The sequence below is a fragment of the Desulfovibrio oxyclinae DSM 11498 genome (genome assembly GCF_000375485.1).
Taxonomy (GTDB): domain Bacteria; phylum Desulfobacterota; class Desulfovibrionia; order Desulfovibrionales; family Desulfovibrionaceae; genus Pseudodesulfovibrio; species Pseudodesulfovibrio oxyclinae.
Window position 1 is genome coordinate 366,205 of sequence record NZ_AQXE01000001.1, and the last position, 19,148, is coordinate 385,352.

Here is a 19,148-nt window from a genome sequence, read left to right on the forward strand (position 1 = left end):
TTACCAGTCTTCCGGGTTGGTGACGTCTTCGCCAAACCACTTGCGGGAGATTTCACCCATGGTTCCGTCGGCGATCATGGCGTCGATGGTTTCCTGAATCTTGGCGCGCAGGGCGTTGTCTTCCATGCGGAACGCCACGCCGAAGGCTTCCTTGGTGATGTATCCGGGCAGCGCGCGGAACTTACCGGGGCGGGAAGCCATATAGTAGCGGCCGGTTACGTTATCCACCACCACGGCGTCGAGGCGATCGGCTTCGAGGTCAAGGAAAGCCTTGGGGTTGGTGTCGTACTCGCGGATTTCAGAGGCAGCCTTGGGCAGCTTCTTCGCGGCTTCCAGAGCCGGGGAGCCGGCCTGCACGCCCACGATCTTTCCGCCGAGGTCTTCGTGCTTCTTGATGTCGGCCTCATCCATACGGACCGCGGCGATCTGGCCGTCCATGATGTAGGGCTTGGTGAAGGCGACCTTTTTCTGGCGTTCCGGCGTGATGGTCATGCCGTTCCAGATGCAGTCGAATTTCTTGGCGTAGAGGGAGTTGATCACACCCTTCCATTCGGTGGGCTGCCAGACGATGTCGATGCCGAGGCGCTTGCCGACTTCTTCGGCTGCGTCCACGTCAAACCCGACGATTTCGCCGTCATCGTTACGGAAACCCATGGGCGGGAACGCGTCGTCGAGACCGATGACGAGTTTTCCGGCGTCCTTGACGCGCTGCCAGGAGTTGTCCGCGGCAAACGCGGAGGCGGCGCTCAGGCACATGACCATGACCAGAACAGCAGTGATAAGACGTTTCATCCCAGTTCCTCTCCTGTGTTTCAAAAATGGTAAATATCAGTGGAATTGGGCTTACAGGAAAGATTGGAACTTGGCAATATGAAATAAAATCACATTATTTCAGGTGGTTGATGTAGTGAGGAGAAGGTTGAAATGTATAGTCATTCCGCATTTCGTGTGAAAACGCATGGATTTTTCGAAAAACGGTCTCGGAACCGGGGGGTGGCAAGGGATGTCGTAATCAGCTGATGTAGCGGTACATCACCACGTAATGGCAGGCGCTGCCAGCCATGACGAAGACGTGGAACAGTTCGTGGAATCCGAAAACCTTGGGGAACGGGTCGGGTCGCTTGAGGGCGTAGATGACCGCGCCGGTGCTGTAGGCAAGCCCCCCGGCCAGCAGCCAGAGCAGGGCGCCGAGTTGGAGGTTCTGCACCAGCGGATAAACGCCAAAGATGACCATCCAACCCATACCGAGGTAGAACCCGGTGGAGACCCAGCGCGGGGCGTGCATCCAGAAGAGCTTTACCGCTATGCCGAGTACGGCAAGCCCCCACACTGCGCCGAAGATGCTCCAACCCCACGGGCCGCGCAAGGGGATGAGGCAGATGGGCGTGTAGGTTGCTGCGATGTAGATGAAAATCATGCAGTGGTCGATCCGCCGCATCATCGCGAGGGCCTTATCCTTGAGCGGGAGCCAGTGATAAAGCGTGCTGGTGATGTACAACAGGATCATACCGCCGCCAAAGACGGAGAAGGTCACGATGTGCCACGGCTGGACAGGGGAAACGGAGCGCAGGATGAGCAGAACCGTTCCCCAAACGGCCAGAGCCGCACCGATGCAGTGCGTGAGTCCGCTGAGTGGGTCTCTGAGGATGTTGGTCATGAACTGCCTCCCTGATGCATGGATATATTGCTGTCGACGGGAGGCGTTGTCAAATGCCTGTTTGCCGTTTTTTCTTCATTCGGCAGATCGGAGCGCCTGCGGGTCGGCACCCGTTATTGCTTCGAGATTTCTGGTGATTTTTTCGATGTCCCATTCCCACCAGCGAATTTGCAGCAACTCTTCAACGACTTCCGGCGCGAAGCGTCTGCGAATCTCCTTGGCCGGGTTGCCCGCAACCACGCTGTATGGCTCCACATCCCTGGTCACCACAGCCTTGGCCGCCACGACGGCTCCGTGGCCGATTTTCACGCCCGGCATGATGGTGGCGTCGTGCCCGATCCAGACATCGCTTCCGATGATGGTGTCGCCCTTGTAGGGCAGTTTTTCCGGAGCGGTGTGTTCCCAGCCTGCGCCAAAAATGAAGAACGGATATGATGAGAAGCCGTCCATGGCATGATTGGCACCGTTCATAATGAAATGGGTCCCCCTTGCGATGGCGCAGAACTTTCCGATCTCAAGCCGGTCTCCGATGAAGTCGAAGTGGTAGAGGATATTTCGGAAGAAGTTTTCCGGGTCATCAGGATCATCGTAGTAGGTATATTCCCCGATCTCGATGTTCGGATTCGTGTTGAAGTTTTTTATGAACGTTATCTGAGGAAAGCGCTTTACCGGGTACTTGGAGTTGGGGGCTGGTCCATTCATCGTGAGAGGATACAGGAAGGAATGGTGAGCGGTAAACCAAAAGAAAGAGGCATTCGATGAAAATCGAATGCCGCTTTAATGAAATGTGGTAGCGGGGGCCAGATTTGAACTGACGACCTTCGGGTTATGAGCCCGACGAGCTACCGTACTGCTCCACCCCGCGTCACTATGAAAATTTCTGCTGAATCCGGAGATGTAGACCGTTCGGTCTCCCGGTTTGATGATCGATGGTAGCGGGGACAGGATTTGAACCTGCGACCTTCGGGTTATGAGCCCGACGAGCTACCGTACTGCTCCACCCCGCGTCATTTCGTGATGTATGTCTGCCGATTCAGCGTCGGCGATTCCCGTTTTTAGGGAAAAAAGAAACCCGCTTGGGGACGGGTCTCCGTAAATGCTATGGTAGCGGGGGCCAGATTTGAACTGACGACCTTCGGGTTATGAGCCCGACGAGCTACCGTACTGCTCCACCCCGCGTCACGTTGCGAAGAGGTAACTAGGCTTTCTGGTGCTTACTGTCAAGCCTCTATTTACAACTTTCTCCAAATTCCGTATTTCTTTCCGGCTATGCAAAACAACGATTCATTCACCGTGGTCCTGCCGGTTTTCAATGAGCAGGACAACCTCGATGCGCTTTTCCGTGAAATTCGAAACGCGGCGGAAAGCACCGGGAAGAAGTGGCAGGCCCTTTTTGTGGACGACTGCAGTTCCGACGGCAGCCTCGACGTCATAAAGAGAATAGCCGACGATAATCCCGAAACCGCACGGTACGTGACCTTCGCCGAGAACCGCGGCCAGTCTGCGGCCTTCTGTGCCGGGTTCGACACGGCCGAGACGCCCGTGGTCATCACCATGGACGCGGACGGACAGAACGATCCGGCGGACATTCCGGCCATGCTGGACGAGTTCTGCCGTGGGTATGACATGGTGGTGGGCTGGCGGGCCAACCGCAAGGATACGCTCTCCAAGCGCATCGCCTCCAAGCTCGCCAACAAGGTCCGCGACGCGTTCACGGCAGACGGCGTGCGCGACACGGGCTGTTCCCTCAAGGTCATGCGGCGGGAGATTCTGCTCAAGCTGCCGCGCTTCCGGAACATGCACCGCTTTCTTCCTGCGCTCATGCGGTTGCAGGGTGCGCGCATCTCCGAGGTCAAGGTCAACCATCGTCCCCGAATCACCGGCGTTTCCAAGTACAGCAACTGGGAGCGGGGCGTTCAGGGTATTTACGATCTGATCGGCGTGCGCTGGCTCATGAGTCGCAACCTCGAATACTCCATACGGGAACGCAGGTAATATGGCTCTGCCCGCGTACTGGTGGCTTCTGCTGCCTGCAGTTCTCGGGCAATGCGCATTTTTCCTGCTCTCCGGGGCTTTGCGGCCGGGCGAAAAAACGCTACAAGGCGGCCCGTGGCTGCTGACGGTCCTCGCCGCATCCCTTCTCTCGGGCCTTGCCTACGGAGCGGTGCAGAGCGACCCTGTGTTTATTGCCGCCCAGTGCTTTCTGGCGGCGACAGTGTTCCGGATATGGAGAAAACAGTGATGAAAAGTCCAGACCGCGCGGAGAGAAGCGGCATCCGATCTGCCGTCAAGGGCGTGATCATGCTCTGCATCTTCGGTGCGGGGGTATGGATGGCGAGGAGCTCCGGGCTGGAAGGCCTGTTGCGGGACACCGCGTGGTTCGATTCCCACGTGTTGGGCTCCGGCCCCATGTCCGGCCTCATATTCATGGGCATAACCGCCTGCCTTACGGCGCTCGGCCTTCCCAGACAGCTTTTCGGATTTCTCGGCGGTTTCGCGTTCGGTGCCATAGGCGGAACGCTGCTGACCACCGTCGGCTGCGGCCTCGGCTGTGCCACGGCATCCCTCTACGGTCGTTTTTCTGGGCGCGATTTCGTCGCCCGCAAGTTCGGTTCCCGTCTGGGCAGGCTCGATGCGTTCCTGAGCGGTCAGCCGTTCCTGATGGCGTTGGCCATCCGGCTTTTTCCGCTCGGCAGCAATCTGCTGACCAACCTCGCGGCCGGCGTGAGCAGCATCCCGCTGCTGCCGTTCGTGCTGGGATCGTCCCTCGGCTACATCCCGCAGAATTTCGTGTTCGCCCTTTTCGGCGCGGGCATGAACGCGGAATCCACACAGGGCGTGGTGATAGCGGTGAGTGTGAGCGTCGTGCTGCTCATGATTTCCGGCTGGCTCGGCGTGATCATGTATCGCCGCTACCGGGCCGAATCATTGCTTGAGGAATAGCCATTTGCGGAGCAGGGCGGTTTGCGCCGCGTGGCCGTTTTCCGGAAGGGGAGAGGGTCAGCCTCGTGAGCGGCGTTCAAGCGCAGGATTCACGAGTCGGCTCCAGATCAGCCACACGGTCAGGGCGATCGCGACACCGAAGAGCCAGCCCATGAGCACATCCAGCGGATAGTGCTTGCCCAAATACACCCTTGAGTAGCCCACGACGAGGGGCACCACGAAAATCCACCTGCGCGTGGCGGGCCAGAGCAGGCCTGCCAGAATTGCCAGACACATGGTGTTGGCCGCATGCGCGGAAGGGTAGGATGAGCCGTGCTCCTTGGTTTGCACGAACTTCGGGCCGCGCTGCTGCCACTTCCCGTCTTCCACGAAATGGGTTCCTGCGATGGCGTTGAGCGGCCGCACGCGTCCCACACCGTCCTTCACGAAGTTGGTGGTGAAGTCGGCCATTCCCAATCCCGCCACGAGCACGAGGAAAAGCATCAGCTGCCTCGGTCCGCGTCGATATACGAGCACAGCGATGATCGGAATCAGGATGATGACGAGGGTCTTCATGTCGGAAACGATCGGCATGAGCACATCGAGGAACTCATTTCGCCACTGGACGTTGATGAGTCTTTGCAGGGTCAGGTCGAATTGCGGGGTTTGGAAGAACATCAGGGACTCCGTCAGGTGTATTTCAGAAGCGGCAACTGCGCCTGTGGCGAGCCTGTCAGGCTGGTGGCTTCCGGATCGTGTTCTCGGCGGTTCCCGGCGGAACGGCCGAAATCCGCGTTGGCGTAGCAGTAAAGGCACCCGTGAGTGCAGGTGTCATAGGCGCCGATGTCCCTGGAGCGGGTACAGCGGCATCTCGCCCTCTGACCGCCGTCCTTATTGCATGGAACCGAAGTCTTGAAAAGGCGGTTGATGCGCTCCCCGTCGATACACGGGGCGTTTTCGATGCCCAATGCAGTGACTTCCTCCGGCTGGGAGCAGCAGGAAATCTCCATGCCGTGCCGTGAGGCAGTCTTTGCGAACCCTTCCATGATCTCATGCAGCCCCGGTGCACTGAAGTCCGGCGCGAGACCGTGTGTTTCAAGTCGTGCAAGCCTGCTGCGGTTGCCGGGGTAGTCTTCGGCAACGCTGATGATGCAGCGATTTGTTGCCCCTTCCAGCCTGTTCGCCAGCCTCGCAAAACTTTTCAGCTGCTGTTTCGCGTCAAAGGTCCGGGAAATAACGATTGGGTCATACCGCCAGACGACGCGCTCGGGGCCGATGCGAGACGCGAGTTCCCGAAAAGTGCGGATGCGTACATCTATAGGCGGAAGCCCCGGTTCCATGATTTCGGGATAATCCAGCAGGGTGAACAGGAACATGAAGTTGCCCAGCCCCTGCCGTTCAAGTTCGCCCAGATGCGGAAGCAGCGGAGCCGGGTTGCGTGTCCAGAAAACCACGGCATCCACGTCTGCCGGACGCAGGGAGACGGTGTCGTGCACTTTGCGGTCCCGCGGTCTGGGCACGGTGCAGAATCCGGCCCGGACCCTGTTCATGAACCATTCGGGGTACAGGGCCGGGATGTCGGTCCTGCGGCTTGCGCTTATGATCAAGGTAAAGTTCTCCCGTTCGTGTCGGTTTGCCGCAAAAAATCTTGCGGTCTCCCGCGATGCCTGTCAATCTTCCTCCGTGACTGACAAAACTGCAAGAATTGCCGTCGTCATGCCCCGTCTGAGCCGCTACGGCGGCGCCGAGAGCTTTGCCTGGAGATTCTCCGCTGCTCTTGCCGGGAGAGGGTATGACGTCGATTTCATATGTTCCAGATGCGAGACCGAGCCGCCTGAGGGTGTGCGTCCTGTCGTGCTGGGGCGGTTCGGACCGTTCAAGTGGTTCAAGGTGCTGCACTTCGCCCTGAAGGCCGACGCTGCGAGAAAACGCGGCGGGTACGACCTGAGTTTCGGGTTGGGCAAGAGCCTTGGTCACGATATCATCCGCGTGGGCGGTGGGCCACAGCGAAATTTCTGGAATCTTTCCATAAAGGCGTGGCCGCCGGGACCGCAGCGTTTTCTGAAGTGTCTGCGGCGCAGGCTCTCGCCCGCCAACCGCATTATCCAGTGGCTGGAACGTAAACGGCTGGAAAGCGATCCGCTCATCATCTGCGTTTCCGATCTCGTGAAGGGCTGGATGTGCCGGTCGTTTCCGCAGCTTGATCCTGAACGTATCAAGGTCATTTACAACAAGCCGGATCTGGAGCGGTTCAGCCCCGCCACTCATGACGAGCGGGCGGAGCTCCGGCGTGCTGCCGGGGTCGCTCCGGACGAGGTGCTTGTTTCCACGGCGGGAACCAACTTCGCGCTCAAGGGCGTGCGCACGCTGGTGCGGATGATGCCTCTTTTGCCTGCCCACTTTCGTCTGAAGGTGGCGGGTGGTCGCAATCCCGAAAAGTACGTGAAGCTTGCAAAAGAGCTCGGTGTAGCGGACAGGGTGGAGTTTCTCGGCAAGGTGGAGGACATGCCTTCGCTGTACCGGGCCTCGGACATCTTCGTGCTCCCGACCTTCTATGATGCGTGCTCGAACGCCGTGGTCGAAGCTCTGGCCTGCGGGTGCCGTGTCATTTCCACCACCAGCAACGGAAGTTCCATTTTTCTTCCCGATGACATGATTCTTGAGGATCCGGGTGACGAGCATGGTTTGGCCCAGAAAGTGTTGAAGGCTGCCGGGGAACCGAGGACGGACGGTTTCCGGTGGCCCGACGATGTTGAATGCGGCATGGAGCCGTATATGGACGTCGTTGAGGATATGATCAGGAAAAAGCCCCGTCAGACATGAAGATACTTTTTCTCACCCCGTCGGACGAAACGCTTCCGTGCGTCCGTTTCCGGGCTCGTCCGTTTGCCGCACGCGGTACGGCCAGAGGCCATGAGACCCTCCAGATCGGCCTTTCATCAAATGTTGCCCTGCGTTTGCCGGTGCTGGCAACCATTCCGGCCGCTGACATCTGCGTCGTGCACCAACATCTGCTTTCCCCATGGGAACTGAGCATGATCAGACGTCGCTGCGGCGCGGTGGTGTTCGATTTCGACGAGGCCGTTTGGACATTGCCGGAACACGAAACCGCCCGGCGGATTGCAAAAACGAAAGCCCTTGCGCAACGCTTTGCAACGCAGGCCGGTGAAGCGGACCTTTGCGTGGCGGGCAACAGAGGGCTTGCCGCCAAGGCGTGCGAGTACTCCGAGAACGTGCGCATGGTCTCCACCGGGCTGGATACATCCGTGTTCACCTTCGGCCCCAGAAGCGCGGAGCCGGACTGTTTTCAGGTGGGCTGGATGGGCGCCGATACGAACATGAAGCCTTTTGAATACTGTATGGAGCAGCTTCACAGGCACGCCGGAATTCTTCAGTTCGCCGTGGTCTCGGAAAGCCAGTATCACGGTTGTGGGGAGAATTACGTGTTCTGGTCCAAATGGGCGCCCGAGCAGGAGATTCGGCAGCTGCAGTCCATGGATGTGGGGCTCGTGCCGCTGGAAAGCGACGAGTTCTCTCTTGGTCGCTGTGGGTCCACCATCCTGCGCTATATGGCGTGTGGCGTTGTGCCTGTGGCTTCGGCCGCCGGAGTCAATGAAGAGATTGTCGAGCACGGGCGCAATGGATTTCTCGTGTCGAACCCGCAGGAATGGAGCGAATGTGTCATGCGCTTGGCATCCGACAGAGAGCTTCACAATTCCATGCGCCGTGCGGCGCGCGAAACCGTCACCTCGCAGTTTGACCACGGGGTGGTGGGGCAGCAGTTCTGGGAAGCGCTCGAAAGCCTGTAGTGCTGATGCTCGGCGGGGCCGGCATGGCGCACCTGTCCGGCCCTTTGTTCTTTTGATTAGATGCTTGCGGTAAAGGCCTTGAAGTATTCGATGGTCTTCCTGAGGCCATCGTGCAGGCGGATCGTGGGTTCCCAGCCGATGGTGCTTTTGGCGAGCGAAATGTCCGGCTTGCGCTGCATGGGGTCGTTCTCCGGCAGGGGGCGGAACACGATTTCCGACTTGGAGCCGGTCAGTTCCAGCACCGTTTCCGCCAACTCCATGATGGTGAACTCTCCGGGGTTGCCGAGGTTCATGGGGCCGGTGAAGTCGCCGGGCGTATCATTCATCAGACGGATCATCCCTTCCACCAGATCGTCAACATAGCAGAAGCTGCGCGTTTGCTGCCCCTCGCCGTAGATCGTGATAGGTTCGCCGCGCAGTGCCTGAAGGATGAAGTTGGATACCACGCGGCCGTCGTCAAGAGCCATGCGCGGGCCATAGGTATTGAATATCCTTGCGACCTTGATCTCAAGTCCGTGTTGGCGGTGATAGTCGAAGAAAAGCGTTTCGGCGCAGCGTTTGCCCTCGTCGTAGCAGGAGCGCGGGCCGATGGGATTGACATTGCCCCAGTATTCCTCGCGCTGCGGGTGCATCTCCGGGTCGCCGTAGACCTCGGATGTGGATGCCTGAAGAATTTTGGCTTTGATCCGTTTGGCCAGCCCCAGCATGTTGATGGCGCCGTGCACCGAGGTCTTGGTGGTCTGCACCGGGTCGAACTGGTAGTGGACCGGGGATGCCGGGCAGGCGAGGTTGTATATTTCATCCACCTCGACATAGAGGGGAAACGTCACGTCGTGACGCAGAATCTCGAAATGCGGCGACTCCAGAAGATGCAGGATGTTCTGCTTGCGACCGGTGAAGTAGTTGTCGACGCAAAGCACCTCGTTGCCCTGCTCAAGCAGGCGTTCGCACAGGTGCGAGCCAAGAAATCCGGCGCCGCCGGTGACGAGAACGGTTTTTTCTTTCATCAAAGGCATGTAACCCGTCCATTAACAAACCGTCAACTGTCGGGAAGAACTGTTGAAATGTGGATGTAGACCTTGCACTCCCCTTTTCCGCAGAGTAAAGTCCAAATTGCGGGACACGTTACTCAGTGTTATTTTTGGGGAGTTTTTTAGATGAAAATTCAAATATTGGAAGGTCTTGACGGGGCAGAGGCCGCAGAGGGTCTCACCGTTGTCATAGACGTGTTTCGTGCGTTCTCCGTGGCCTGCATGGCTGTGGATAACGGTGCCGGAGAGTATCTCGCAGTCGGTTCGGAAGATACGGCCCGCCGTTTGGCTGGGGAAAAAGGCTCCGTTCTCATGGGGGAGCGGGATGCCGTGATGCTTCCCGGCTTCGACTTCGGCAATTCGCCCACCGAGATCGAGAACGAGGATTTTGCAGGCCGTGGAATCGTGCACACCACCAGCGCCGGAACGCAGGGGCTTCTTGCCGCTTCGGGGGCGGATGAAATAATCACCGGCTCCTTTGTCAATGCGACCGCCGTGGCCCGCTACATCGAATCCGCCGGATACGACCTGGTAAGTCTTGTGGCTCTGGGGACAGCGGGACGCGAACGCAGCATGGAGGACACCATGTGCGCCATGTTCATCAAGAACGAAGTGGAAGGGTATCCCAACAGCTTCGACGCACTCAGGACGTATCTGGCCACCATTCCTTCCGCCGCCAAATTCTTCGACCCCGAAATGACGCACGCTCCCGAAAGGGATTTCGAACTTTGCACCGAGTTGGATCGCTACGGATTCGTGCTGCGCGCCGAGCCCGAAGAAGCTGATGCCGTCAGTCTGACGCGACTGGAGCCTTCGGAGGTGGACCATGCCTGATGGGATCATGAAAGTACTGGTGGTTGACGACTCCGAGACCAACCGCGTTCTTCTGAATCATCTGCTGGCCATGGAGGAATGCGAAGTTGTGCAGGCCTCCGACGGCATTGAGGCCATTGAACTGGTCAAGAAAAACGATTTCGCGCTTATCCTGCTGGATATCCAGATGCCTCAGATGGACGGGTACGAGACCGCGCTGGCCATCAAGGAGGTCGATCGGGCTCGCCACGTCCCCATTATCTTCATCACGGCCATTTTTCAGGATCAGGAGAACGTCAATCAGGGATATGCTTCCGGTGCGGTGGATTACCTGTTCCGTCCCGTGGATGTTCAGGCGCTCAAAAGCAAGGTGAACATTTTTCTTGAACTGCACCGTCAGAAGAAGCTGCTTGAAAAAGAGATCGAGGAGCATCGCCGCACCGAGGAAAAGCTTCGTCGCGCCGAAGAGAAATATCGCTCCATTTTTGAGCGCGCTGTGGAGGGAATCTTCCGTTCCACGGTGGATGGGCGCTTTCTCGAAGCGAACCCGGCACTGGTCAAGCTGTTGGGATATGAATCCCTCGATGAACTGCTCAGTGTCGAAAACCGGGCCGACAGCATCATGGTGGACCGCCAGCAGCGAAGGCTCTATCTGGAAAACATCCGGCGCGACGGCGTGGTCACCAACTATGAATTTCAGGCCATGCGTCGTAACGGCCAGATCATCTGGTGCTCCGAAAGTTCCCGGCTGGTGCGTGACGAGGATGGCAACGAGACCATCGTCGGCGTGGTCGAGGATGTGACCGCACGTAAAAAGGAAGAGAAGGAATTGCAGGTGCTGGCAACCATGGACAGCCTCACCCGCATCCCCAACCGCCACGTATTTTTCGACCGTCTAGAACATGCCATCAATTCCGCGCAGCGCTACGACACGCGGCTTGCCGTGCTGTTTGTCGATCTCGATGACTTCAAGAGCATCAACGACAGTAACGGGCATCAAACGGGCGATGTGGTCCTGCGGCTGGTGGCAGAGCGTATTCAGAAACGCATCCGGGCCGCAGACACGCTCGCCCGCATCGGCGGGGATGAATTCGGCATCCTGCTGGAGCGGCTCGAAGACTCCGGTCATGCCGGGGATGTGGCAGCCGGACTCATCGAAATCGTCTCACGGCCGTACATCATCGCGGGAAGGGAGTTTCATGTGGGAGCCACTGTCGGCATCAGCGTGTACCCTGAAGACGGAGATGACCCGGCGACCCTTCTGGGCAAGGCAGACGAGGCCATGTACGGTTGCAAACGCCGGGGAGAATGCCCCTACGGTTTCTACGGAGAAATTTGAATCCTGCGTTCGCATCCGACCACCCCATTATCTGTGCTGATTTCGGAAAACCTTTGCTGCTGCCCCGGTGAGTCTATGCTAGCTGGGGCAAGCTGTGTTACGCTCCTTGGACGTGAGATAAGTGGAGTGTGCGTCTTGTTGCGCACCAAAGGGCTGACCAGCGGAGATTTGCAGCATGAGTGATCTTCAATGCAGACGGGTGAGCATTTCGCGTGAAGTCGCCATACCGGATCATCTCAAGGTGGAGCGGTATCGGCGCGCTCCCGAGGTGGGACCGCGAATCCTTTTTTTCAGCGGCGGCACGGCATTGCGTGATACGTCGCGTGAACTCATACGCTATACACACAACTCCGTTCACATCATAACCCCTTTCGACTCCGGCGGCAGCTCGGCTGTGCTGCGGGATGCGTTCGCAATGCCTGCGGTGGGTGATATCCGCAACCGCCTCATGGCGCTTTCCGACCAGACGGTGCACGGCAATCCCGAGATATATCGTCTCTTTACCTACCGTCTGTCAGAGGATGCGGAGCAGGATAAGCTCAAAGCGGAATTGGCCGAAATGGCTTCCGGCAAGCACCGGTATGTATGTTCCGTTCCCGATCCCATGCGCAAGATCATCCTCAATCATTTTCAGGATTTTCTGGAACGCATGCCGGCTGACTTCGACCTTCGCGGGGCGAGTGTGGGCAACCTCGTCCTTGCGGCGGGATACCTCACGAGTCGGCGACAGATGGACCCGGTGGTCTACTTGTTTTCCAAGCTCGTGCAGGTTTGCGGTACGGTAATGCCTGTGGTGAACCGGGACCTGCACCTTGCTGCGCGGCTTCGTGATGACCGGGTCATCGTGGGGCAGCATTTGCTTACTGGCAAAGAATCGGCGCCGCTTGACAGCCCGGTGGAGTCCCTCTGGCTGGCCGAGTCCTTACAGGATGAAGATCCGGTCGAACCCGCAGTGGATGAAAATGTCCTTGAAGCTTTGGCGCAGGCCGAGCTGATATGTTATCCTGTTGGCAGTTTTTATACGAGCGTGGTGGCCAACCTGTTGCCGCGTGGGGTCGGAAATGCCGTTGCCGACAACCCGTGCCCCAAGGTCTTCGTACCCAATATGGGACGCGACCCCGAGGCTATCGGCATGACCGTGGCCGATCAGGTCGCGTTGTTGGGCGAATGCCTGCGCGCCGACGGGGTCACTGAGCGAACCGTGCCGGATCTGGTGATTGTTGACACATGTCGTGGCGACTACAGGATCCCTTTCGCCGCAGAGGAAGTGGAAGCACTCGGAGCAAGGGTAGTGGATTGCGATCTGGTGAGCGATGAGAGTGAGCCGTATATTGATGGAAGACTTCTTTCGCAGGTGCTTCTCTCACTGACTTGATATACTCCCCGAAGATAAAAGGAGGGTTCCCATGGAAAAGAGCAAAGTGAAGATCAAACAGGTTCTTTCCCGCGAGGAAGTGGTGACCTATCTGGAAGACCTGCTGGACGGCCTGAAATCCGGAAGCATCGTTGTCAGCAGGGATGACGAGCAGGTGGCGCTGGAACCTGCCGAACGCATGAATGTCGAGGTCGAGGCCAAGGTCAAGAAGGATAAACGGAAATTCTCCCTTGAACTGTCATGGTACGACGATCAGGAGTCGGATGTTTCCATTTCCTCTGAAGAGGAGGAAAGCGGAGATGTCGAAACGGTCCCGGCTGAAGCGTATGAAGATGCGCTTGTTAAGCAGGAGGAGGGCGAGACTCCGGCCGTACGCGACGAGGCGAAGACTCCGGCCAAAAGCGAGAAGACACCCCCTGCCACCACGTCGCCCGCCACGCGCAGTAGCTAGCGAGGAGAGTGACCGTTTCAATTGGCAGTGATACAATCACTAAAAGGGCTCCGGTTGAAAGACCGGAGCCCTTGCTTTTGAAATAGTGGGAATCACGACGGAGCCCCGCAGGGTCAATCGCGGGATGTCGGGCATCACGTTACTTGGGATGGGATTAAGAATGCAAAAAGAAAAGGTTGCGGCTTGAGCCGCAACCTTTGTTCTTTTTATGGTGCCGAAGAGAAGACTCGAACTTCCACGGGATTGCTCCCACTAGACCCTGAACCTAGCGTGTCTACCAATTCCACCACTTCGGCAGGCGAGAGAAGTGTTTATCTGTTCACTGTCTCTTATGCAAGCATTTTTTTATCCGTAAAGGATTTTCGGCCCTGCATCCGCGATGGTGGCGCAACCCGTGAGCACCATGGCCTGCATGAGTTGAGCCTTGATGGCGTCGGCGTAGGTTTCCACGCCTTCCTGAAGTCCACCGAGGGCGGCCACGGAGAAGGGACGACCGATCATGACGCCGTCCGCGCCGAGGGCGATGAGCTTGAGCACGTCCACGCCGTCGCGTACGCCGCCGTCGGCGAGCACGGTCAGGCGGCCCTTGACCTGTGCGGCGATGTCGGGGAGCACCTCGGCAGTGCCGGGACAGTGGTCCAGCACGCGTCCGCCGTGGTTGGAGATGACGATGGCGTCGGCGCCGAGGTCCGCGGCCTGAAGCGCTTCATCCGGGGTCATGACGCCCTTGAGGATGAATTTGAGACCCCAGTCATGCACCGCATCAACGATGGTGTGAATCTCGTCGGCGGTCTTGGGCGAGACCGGGCGGCCCATCTTGCGCAGGGTGATCAGCCCGGCCGCGTCGATGTCCATACCGATGGCGGGACAGCCTGTGGCGTGGGCCTTTTCGAGTTTTTCGTGCAGCTCGCCGCCGTCCCACGGTTTGACGAACGGAATGCCGTGACCGTCGTTGGCGCGGATGGACTCGTTGCCGGACTCGTGGATGAGCGGCGGAACGCCGTCGCCGGTGCAGCCGATAATGCCCTTGCTGCGACAGCCGCCCACGATGGCGTCGGTGTATTCGTTTTCCTCGATCTCACCGCCCATGTTGAAGGACACGCCGCCGATGGGTGCGGCCATGACGGGCATGTCGAGGTCCAGTCCCAGCAGGGTGGTGCTGGTGTCGGGCTCCACGGCGTCGTGAATCAGGCGCATGTTCAGGCGGACCTGTCTCAGGGCCGTCACGTTGTTCATGAACGACGAGCCAGTGCCGAGGCCGCCCATTCCGGGGACTTCGCCAGCGCAGGCTTTCCCGTCGCACACCTTGCAGACGCGGCAGTACCCTTTCATCAGTCCACGCGCCTTGTCTCGAATTTCCTTCATGGCTGTCTCCTTGGTTTAGAAAAGGCTCCAGAGCATCTTGCTGCCCACGAGAAAGAGCAGCAGTGCGAAGATCTTCTTGAGTTTGTCAACTGGCAGGCTGTGTGCCAGTCTTGCCCCGAGTGGGGCGGTGAAAATGCTCATGCTGACGATGCCGAGCAGGGCGGGAAGGTAAATGAATCCCGCCGAAAAATCCGGAAGGTCCGGGTTGCCGAGGCCGCGAACGAGGAAGCCAGCAGACCCGGCTATGGCGATGGGCAGTCCTATGGCTGCCGCGGTTCCGATGGCCTGATGAATCTTGACGTTGCACCAGGTGAGGAACGGCACCGAGAGCGTTCCGCCGCCAATACCCACCAGCGCGGAAAAAATGCCAATACCGTTGCCCGCACCGAACATGCCTGCTGCACCGGGAATGGTTCTCCCGGGCTTGGGCTTTTTGCCTGTGAGCATCTGGAAGGATACATAGTACAGGAAAACACCGAAAAAGCCCTTGAGAAATTCCGTGGGAAGCGAGGTCGCGATGACCGAGCCCAGAAATGTTCCGGTCAGGATGCCCGGTGTAATGGTTTTGAAAACGTTCCAGAGAACCGCGCCCCGCCGGTTGTGGGCCATGAAACTGGAGATGGATGTGAAGATGATGGTGGCGAGCGAAGTGCCGAGCGCCAGATGCATCATCACGTCGTGGGGCACTCCCTGCGCAGTGAAGCAGAAGTAGAGGATCGGGACGATGACGAGTCCGCCGCCGATTCCGAGCAGTCCTGCCAGCACTCCGGCCAGCGCGCCCATGAGCATGTAGGTGAGGAAGACGGTGAGCATTGGGGGCCTCCGGTTATTTCATGACGGTCTGTTCAATTCTGGACAGGTGATTTTCCATGGCCTTGCGTGCGCCTTCCGAGTCGCCGTGCTCCAGCGCCTCGATGATGCTGTGGTGCCCCTGAACCGAGGCGAGGCCGCGTTCCCGGTCTCTTAGCGGCGCGCTTCTGGTGTCACACAGTAGCTCGTGGACAGCGTCGAGCACTTCCAGCACGGCGCGGTTGCCCACTGCTTCCGCAAGGATGCGGTGGAATTGGTCGTCGATGCCGGATTCGTCCTCGCCTGCCAGCACGGCCCGGTGCTGGTCGCAGACCATGGCCTTGAGCTTTTGCAGGTCTTCGGCCCCGATGCGTTTTGCGGCAAGCCCGGCTATCTGCGGTTCCAGCATGTGCCGCAACTCGAATATCTCCGAGATGCGTTGCTTGTGGCGGTTCACGGCCTTGCCGATGTGTTCGGAAGCCTTAGCGATGTCCGGCCCTTCGAAATAGGTCCCATCACCCCGGCGGCTGCGGATGATGCCGGATTCGGTCAGCGAACGAAGCGCCTCCCGGATGCAGTTGCGTGACACCCGGAAGCGTTCTGCGAGAGCGCGTTCGGGAGGCAGCTTGTCTCCCGGCTCGAAACCCTTGTCGCGGATGAGTTCGAGTATCCGCTCGGCAATCAGTTCATATTGAGGAAAGTGCGGCATATTGGTCCAACCAATTTAAAGTTTGGCAGTACCAATACTGTAGGACGTTTCTCATCGCAACCCCTTTTTTCATGGGCCATGGTTGCGTAGAGTGGAAAAAAAGGTGATATAGCGCAGGATACTTGCCATGGGAGGATGTCATGCATGAAACCAGTCTGGGCGGAACGCTCAGGGATTACCTGACTGGCGAAGAGATCGAGGAGACCACCTACGAGGAATTCCGTCAGGCGCTGGCCAAGCTGCTGGTGGAGGAAAAGGGATACCCGAAGGACCGGCTCAGGGCCAAGGTCAATCTCGAATATGTCATTGATGGTGAGAAGTATGACCGCCCTATTGATCTGGTGGTCTACGACGAGGACGACAACCCGATTTTCGTGATCATCTTCTGTTCGGGCGACATTGGAAGCTATGAGCGGGAAACCGTATGCGCCGCGAGGCTCATCGGCGAGATGCCCGCTCCGAACGCATTGGTCACGGACACCATGGACGCCTCTCTGATGGATGTGAAAACTGGCGACTGCATTGCTGGCGGCATGCAGGCGGTTCCTTCATGGGAGGAATTGAAGAAGATGGCCGCCGAAGCGGAACGCACCGCGCTTACCGAGGAGCAGCGGGAGCGTCAGACCCGCATTTTCCATACATACAATGGATTCCTCTTTGGCAGCTGCTGTAGTGAATCCTGTCCGGCACCTAAGAAGTCCGGGGACTAGTCCTCGTCTTCGAGAAAGATGCAATCCCCGGGGCAGCAGGCTATTGCCTCCGCGATCTCGTCGCGCGTGGCTTCTTGCCTGATGAGGAATGGTCGCTCGGAATCGTCGTCCCATCCGAATATTTCGGGGTTGAGGTCCACGCATCCGTAGCAGCCGTTGCATGCTCCGAGGTCTAGGCCGATGTCGTGTTTCTTGCTTTCGGTCATGCATCGATAATAAGCCCGGAACGGGGCTTGGCAATGATTCGGTTAAAGAAATGAGCAGAAACTCTCAGATATACGATTATCTCCAATCATCCGGATGGCTGGAAGTGTCCGGACCCGAGTCCGTGACGTTTCTCGCCGCGGGTGAATACAATGAGAATCATCTTGTGCGGTCCGCGGGCGGTGATTTGTATGTCTTTCGCATCAATCACGGCTCACAGCTCGGTCTTGAGAATCAGGTTGGGTATGAATTCCGGGTGCTTCGCGCGGTGGAAGCGTCCGGCGTGACACCGAAACCCCTTCACGTGGACCCGGCCGGTACGGATGTGTTTCCCAATGGCGTTCTACTCATGGAATATCTGCCGGGAGGGCCACTGGATTACGCTGAGGACTGGCAGGGGGCAGCTCAGGTCTTTTCGGCTGTCCATGCGGTGCCGGTGCCTGAAGGGCTGGTCGTGCAGGCTGACCCGGTGCGGGACATCGCCGCTGAAAGCCTTGAACTGGTGCACCGCTACCCGGATCATCCCAGAAAGCGTGAACGGGACATGATCCTGCGATACCGGGATACTGTGCTTGAATTGGCCGACGAGTCTGCGGACCTGTTCGCCTCGGATCCGTTCTGCGTTGTCAACACGGAGGTGAATTCGGGGAACTTCATAGTGGACCGGGACGGTGAAGGGGCCGGGCCCCGGGTCAAGCTCGTGGACTGGGAAAAGGCAGTGGTCTCAAGCCGTTTTCAGGATATCGGGCATTTCCTCGTGCCCACCACGACCCTCTGGAAGACAGACTTTCGTTTCGACGACGAGGGCAAGCGCGCCTTTGTGAGCGAGTATCGTCAATTCGCCGGGCTGGACATGTCCCTGAGCGACTGTCTTCGTGGGGCGGATGTCATGGAGCGGACCATCCTGCTGCGTGCCATGAGCTGGTGCTTCATGGCCTGGTACGAATACACCCGTCCGGGGAGACTGCTTAAAAACGAGTTCACCTTTGGACGCATTGAACGCTATCTGGATGAAATGGAATGTTTTTTGGCGTTGAAGGGCTGACAAAGACTTATGAGGCGGCACCGGTGCTGGAGGATGTGACCTTCGGCATGGAAAAGGGGGAGATGGTCTCGATCATCGGCCCGAGCGGGGCGGGCAAGACCACGCTGCTCAAGCTGGTGGCGGGGCTGGATAGGCCGACGTCCGGCAGGGTGATCTTTCAGAATGAGCCCTCCCGGGAGAACCCGGTGATCATGGTTTTTCAGGACTATGTGCTTTTCCCATCCATGACGGTCTGCGAAAACGTGGCCTTCGGGCTTCGGGCCAGACGTCTGTCTGGGGACGAAGTCCGGCGCAGAGTCATGGAGGTGTTGGACTACTTCGGGCTTGTCTCCAAGGCCGATGCCTACCCGGAGCATCTTTCCGGTGGTCAGCGGCAGCGCGTTGCCATTGCGCGTGGGCTGGTGGTGAATCCCATGATGCTCCTGCTCGACGAGCCTTTTGCCAACCTTGACCGGAATCTCAAGCTTCAGACCGCCGAATTCATACGGGAAACACAAAGGAATTTCGGAGTGACCACATTGAGTGTCACCCATGATCTGGAGGAGGCCTTTGTCATGTCCGACCGCATCGGGCTGGTCATGGACGGGCGGCTGGTGCAGTTCGGTGAAGCTCGCGACGTCTATTTCAATCCGGTTCACGAAGATGCTGCGCGGTTTCTCGGGCCGCTCAACGTGCTTGAGGGAGAGGTGCTGACCTTGATGGGATGCGAGGGAACACAACGTCGGGCAGTACGGCCGGAATCCCTGCTTCTCCATCCGCGTGAGGACGGCGCGGGGCGGGTGCTGTGCGCGGATTTTGCCGGGCACTTCACGAAATATCTTGTCGAGGTTGGCGATACTGTTATAACCGTTTACGGTACCGATTCCGCCCTGCGCCATGGAGACAGGGTGGCAATTGAAATCATTGAATGAAATTTTTTTTGGGGGGGG

The 19,148-nt window shown here is 58.3% G+C and carries 22 protein-coding genes and 4 tRNA genes; 12 read left to right on the forward strand and 14 right to left on the reverse strand.

Annotated features, from left to right (window positions below; genetic code table 11):
• From B149_RS0101895 to B149_RS0101920, 6 genes are all read right to left on the reverse strand, one after another.
• Entirely contained in the window at positions 1–792 is a 792-nt protein-coding gene (locus B149_RS0101895; RefSeq protein ID WP_018123467.1) for an amino acid ABC transporter substrate-binding protein, read from the reverse strand.
• Between the two features lie 220 nt (positions 793–1,012).
• Positions 1,013–1,657 (reverse strand): PAQR family membrane homeostasis protein TrhA, encoded by a 645-nt coding sequence (gene trhA, locus B149_RS0101900; protein ID WP_018123468.1) that lies wholly within the window; start codon positions 1,655–1,657, stop codon positions 1,013–1,015.
• Positions 1,658–1,732: 75 nt separating this feature from the next.
• Positions 1,733–2,359, reverse strand: coding sequence for a Vat family streptogramin A O-acetyltransferase (locus B149_RS0101905; protein WP_018123469.1), 627 nt, complete (start codon positions 2,357–2,359; stop codon positions 1,733–1,735).
• 86 nt (positions 2,360–2,445) lie between these two features.
• Positions 2,446–2,522: transfer RNA gene (locus B149_RS0101910), tRNA-Met, on the reverse strand.
• A gap of 65 nt (positions 2,523–2,587) precedes the next feature.
• A tRNA-Met gene (locus B149_RS0101915) sits at positions 2,588–2,664 on the reverse strand.
• Between the two features lie 95 nt (positions 2,665–2,759).
• Positions 2,760–2,836, reverse strand: a tRNA-Met gene (locus B149_RS0101920).
• Between the two features lie 90 nt (positions 2,837–2,926).
• On the opposite strand from B149_RS0101920, the gene B149_RS0101925 reads away from it, so the two are divergent.
• From B149_RS0101925 to B149_RS0101935, 3 genes are read left to right on the forward strand one after another with little or no spacing between them, the layout of a single operon-like run.
• On the forward strand, positions 2,927–3,652 hold the full coding sequence (locus tag B149_RS0101925) for a glycosyltransferase family 2 protein (RefSeq protein WP_018123470.1): 726 nt from the start codon (positions 2,927–2,929) through the stop codon (positions 3,650–3,652).
• Position 3,653: 1 nt separating this feature from the next.
• On the forward strand, positions 3,654–3,899 hold the full coding sequence (locus B149_RS0101930; RefSeq protein WP_018123471.1) for a hypothetical protein: 246 nt from the start codon (positions 3,654–3,656) through the stop codon (positions 3,897–3,899).
• Complete coding sequence (locus B149_RS0101935) at positions 3,899–4,600, forward strand: TVP38/TMEM64 family protein (protein ID WP_018123472.1); 702 nt, start codon at positions 3,899–3,901, stop codon at positions 4,598–4,600. Before B149_RS0101930 ends, B149_RS0101935 begins: the two co-directional genes overlap by 1 nt.
• Positions 4,601–4,657: 57 nt before the next feature.
• Here B149_RS0101935 and B149_RS0101940 read toward each other — a convergent pair whose 3' ends face one another.
• Both B149_RS0101940 and B149_RS0101945 read right to left on the reverse strand, forming a co-directional pair.
• Complete coding sequence (locus B149_RS0101940; RefSeq protein WP_018123473.1) at positions 4,658–5,257, reverse strand: phosphatase PAP2 family protein; 600 nt, start codon at positions 5,255–5,257, stop codon at positions 4,658–4,660.
• Between the two features lie 11 nt (positions 5,258–5,268).
• Positions 5,269–6,186, reverse strand: a complete 918-nt coding sequence (locus tag B149_RS0101945; RefSeq protein ID WP_026167392.1) for a DUF1848 domain-containing protein — start codon at positions 6,184–6,186, stop codon at positions 5,269–5,271.
• A 109-nt stretch (positions 6,187–6,295) separates the two neighbouring features.
• Between B149_RS0101945 and B149_RS0101950 the strand changes: the two genes are divergently transcribed.
• Positions 6,296–7,402, forward strand: coding sequence for a glycosyltransferase family 4 protein (locus B149_RS0101950; RefSeq protein ID WP_040372096.1), 1,107 nt, complete (start codon positions 6,296–6,298; stop codon positions 7,400–7,402).
• Positions 7,399–8,388 (forward strand): glycosyltransferase family 4 protein, encoded by a 990-nt coding sequence (locus B149_RS0101955; RefSeq protein WP_018123476.1) that lies wholly within the window; start codon positions 7,399–7,401, stop codon positions 8,386–8,388. Before B149_RS0101950 ends, B149_RS0101955 begins: the two co-directional genes overlap by 4 nt.
• 56 nt (positions 8,389–8,444) lie before the next feature.
• Here B149_RS0101955 and B149_RS0101960 read toward each other — a convergent pair whose 3' ends face one another.
• Positions 8,445–9,404 (reverse strand): UDP-glucuronic acid decarboxylase family protein, encoded by a 960-nt coding sequence (locus B149_RS0101960; protein WP_018123477.1) that lies wholly within the window; start codon positions 9,402–9,404, stop codon positions 8,445–8,447.
• Positions 9,405–9,545: 141 nt separating this feature from the next.
• On the opposite strand from B149_RS0101960, the gene B149_RS0101965 reads away from it, so the two are divergent.
• From B149_RS0101965 to B149_RS17700, 4 genes are all read left to right on the forward strand, one after another.
• A complete protein-coding gene (locus B149_RS0101965; RefSeq protein WP_018123478.1) occupies positions 9,546–10,253 on the forward strand; it encodes a 2-phosphosulfolactate phosphatase in 708 nt (235 codons plus the stop codon).
• Positions 10,246–11,571 (forward strand): GGDEF domain-containing response regulator, encoded by a 1,326-nt coding sequence (locus tag B149_RS0101970; RefSeq protein WP_018123479.1) that lies wholly within the window; start codon positions 10,246–10,248, stop codon positions 11,569–11,571. Before B149_RS0101965 ends, B149_RS0101970 begins: the two co-directional genes overlap by 8 nt.
• 175 nt (positions 11,572–11,746) lie before the next feature.
• Positions 11,747–12,946: a GAK system CofD-like protein gene (locus tag B149_RS0101975; protein ID WP_018123480.1), complete on the forward strand. Its 1,200-nt coding sequence runs from the start codon at positions 11,747–11,749 to the stop codon at positions 12,944–12,946.
• Positions 12,947–12,977: 31 nt separating this feature from the next.
• Positions 12,978–13,397, forward strand: a complete 420-nt coding sequence (locus B149_RS17700) for an amphi-Trp domain-containing protein (RefSeq protein ID WP_018123481.1) — start codon at positions 12,978–12,980, stop codon at positions 13,395–13,397.
• Positions 13,398–13,606: 209 nt separating this feature from the next.
• Here the strand turns inward: B149_RS17700 and B149_RS0101985 are convergent.
• The 4 genes from B149_RS0101985 to B149_RS16200 form a co-directional block, all read right to left on the reverse strand.
• Positions 13,607–13,693: transfer RNA gene (locus tag B149_RS0101985), tRNA-Leu, on the reverse strand.
• Positions 13,694–13,742: 49 nt separating this feature from the next.
• Positions 13,743–14,762 carry an alpha-hydroxy-acid oxidizing protein gene (locus tag B149_RS0101990; protein WP_018123482.1) on the reverse strand — a complete coding sequence of 340 codons (1,020 nt, stop codon included), beginning with the start codon at positions 14,760–14,762 and terminating at the stop codon, positions 13,743–13,745.
• 15 nt (positions 14,763–14,777) lie between these two features.
• Positions 14,778–15,575 carry a sulfite exporter TauE/SafE family protein gene (locus B149_RS0101995; RefSeq protein ID WP_018123483.1) on the reverse strand — a complete coding sequence of 266 codons (798 nt, stop codon included), beginning with the start codon at positions 15,573–15,575 and terminating at the stop codon, positions 14,778–14,780.
• 13 nt (positions 15,576–15,588) lie between these two features.
• Complete coding sequence (locus tag B149_RS16200; RefSeq protein WP_018123484.1) at positions 15,589–16,260, reverse strand: FadR/GntR family transcriptional regulator; 672 nt, start codon at positions 16,258–16,260, stop codon at positions 15,589–15,591.
• 140 nt (positions 16,261–16,400) lie between these two features.
• Between B149_RS16200 and B149_RS0102005 the strand changes: the two genes are divergently transcribed.
• On the forward strand, positions 16,401–16,970 hold the full coding sequence (locus B149_RS0102005) for a type I restriction enzyme HsdR N-terminal domain-containing protein (RefSeq protein ID WP_018123485.1): 570 nt from the start codon (positions 16,401–16,403) through the stop codon (positions 16,968–16,970).
• Here B149_RS0102005 and B149_RS0102010 read toward each other — a convergent pair.
• Positions 16,967–17,176 carry a ferredoxin gene (locus B149_RS0102010; RefSeq protein ID WP_018123486.1) on the reverse strand — a complete coding sequence of 70 codons (210 nt, stop codon included), beginning with the start codon at positions 17,174–17,176 and terminating at the stop codon, positions 16,967–16,969. The genes B149_RS0102005 and B149_RS0102010 overlap by 4 nt on opposite strands.
• 50 nt (positions 17,177–17,226) lie before the next feature.
• Here B149_RS0102010 and B149_RS0102015 point away from each other — a divergent pair, with 50 nt between their 5' ends.
• A complete protein-coding gene (locus B149_RS0102015; protein ID WP_018123487.1) occupies positions 17,227–18,219 on the forward strand; it encodes a phosphotransferase family protein in 993 nt (330 codons plus the stop codon).
• Positions 18,195–19,130 (forward strand): ABC transporter ATP-binding protein, encoded by a 936-nt coding sequence (locus B149_RS0102020; RefSeq protein ID WP_018123488.1) that lies wholly within the window; start codon positions 18,195–18,197, stop codon positions 19,128–19,130. The genes B149_RS0102015 and B149_RS0102020 overlap by 25 nt, the downstream gene beginning before the upstream one ends.
• Positions 19,131–19,148 lie beyond the last annotated feature (18 nt).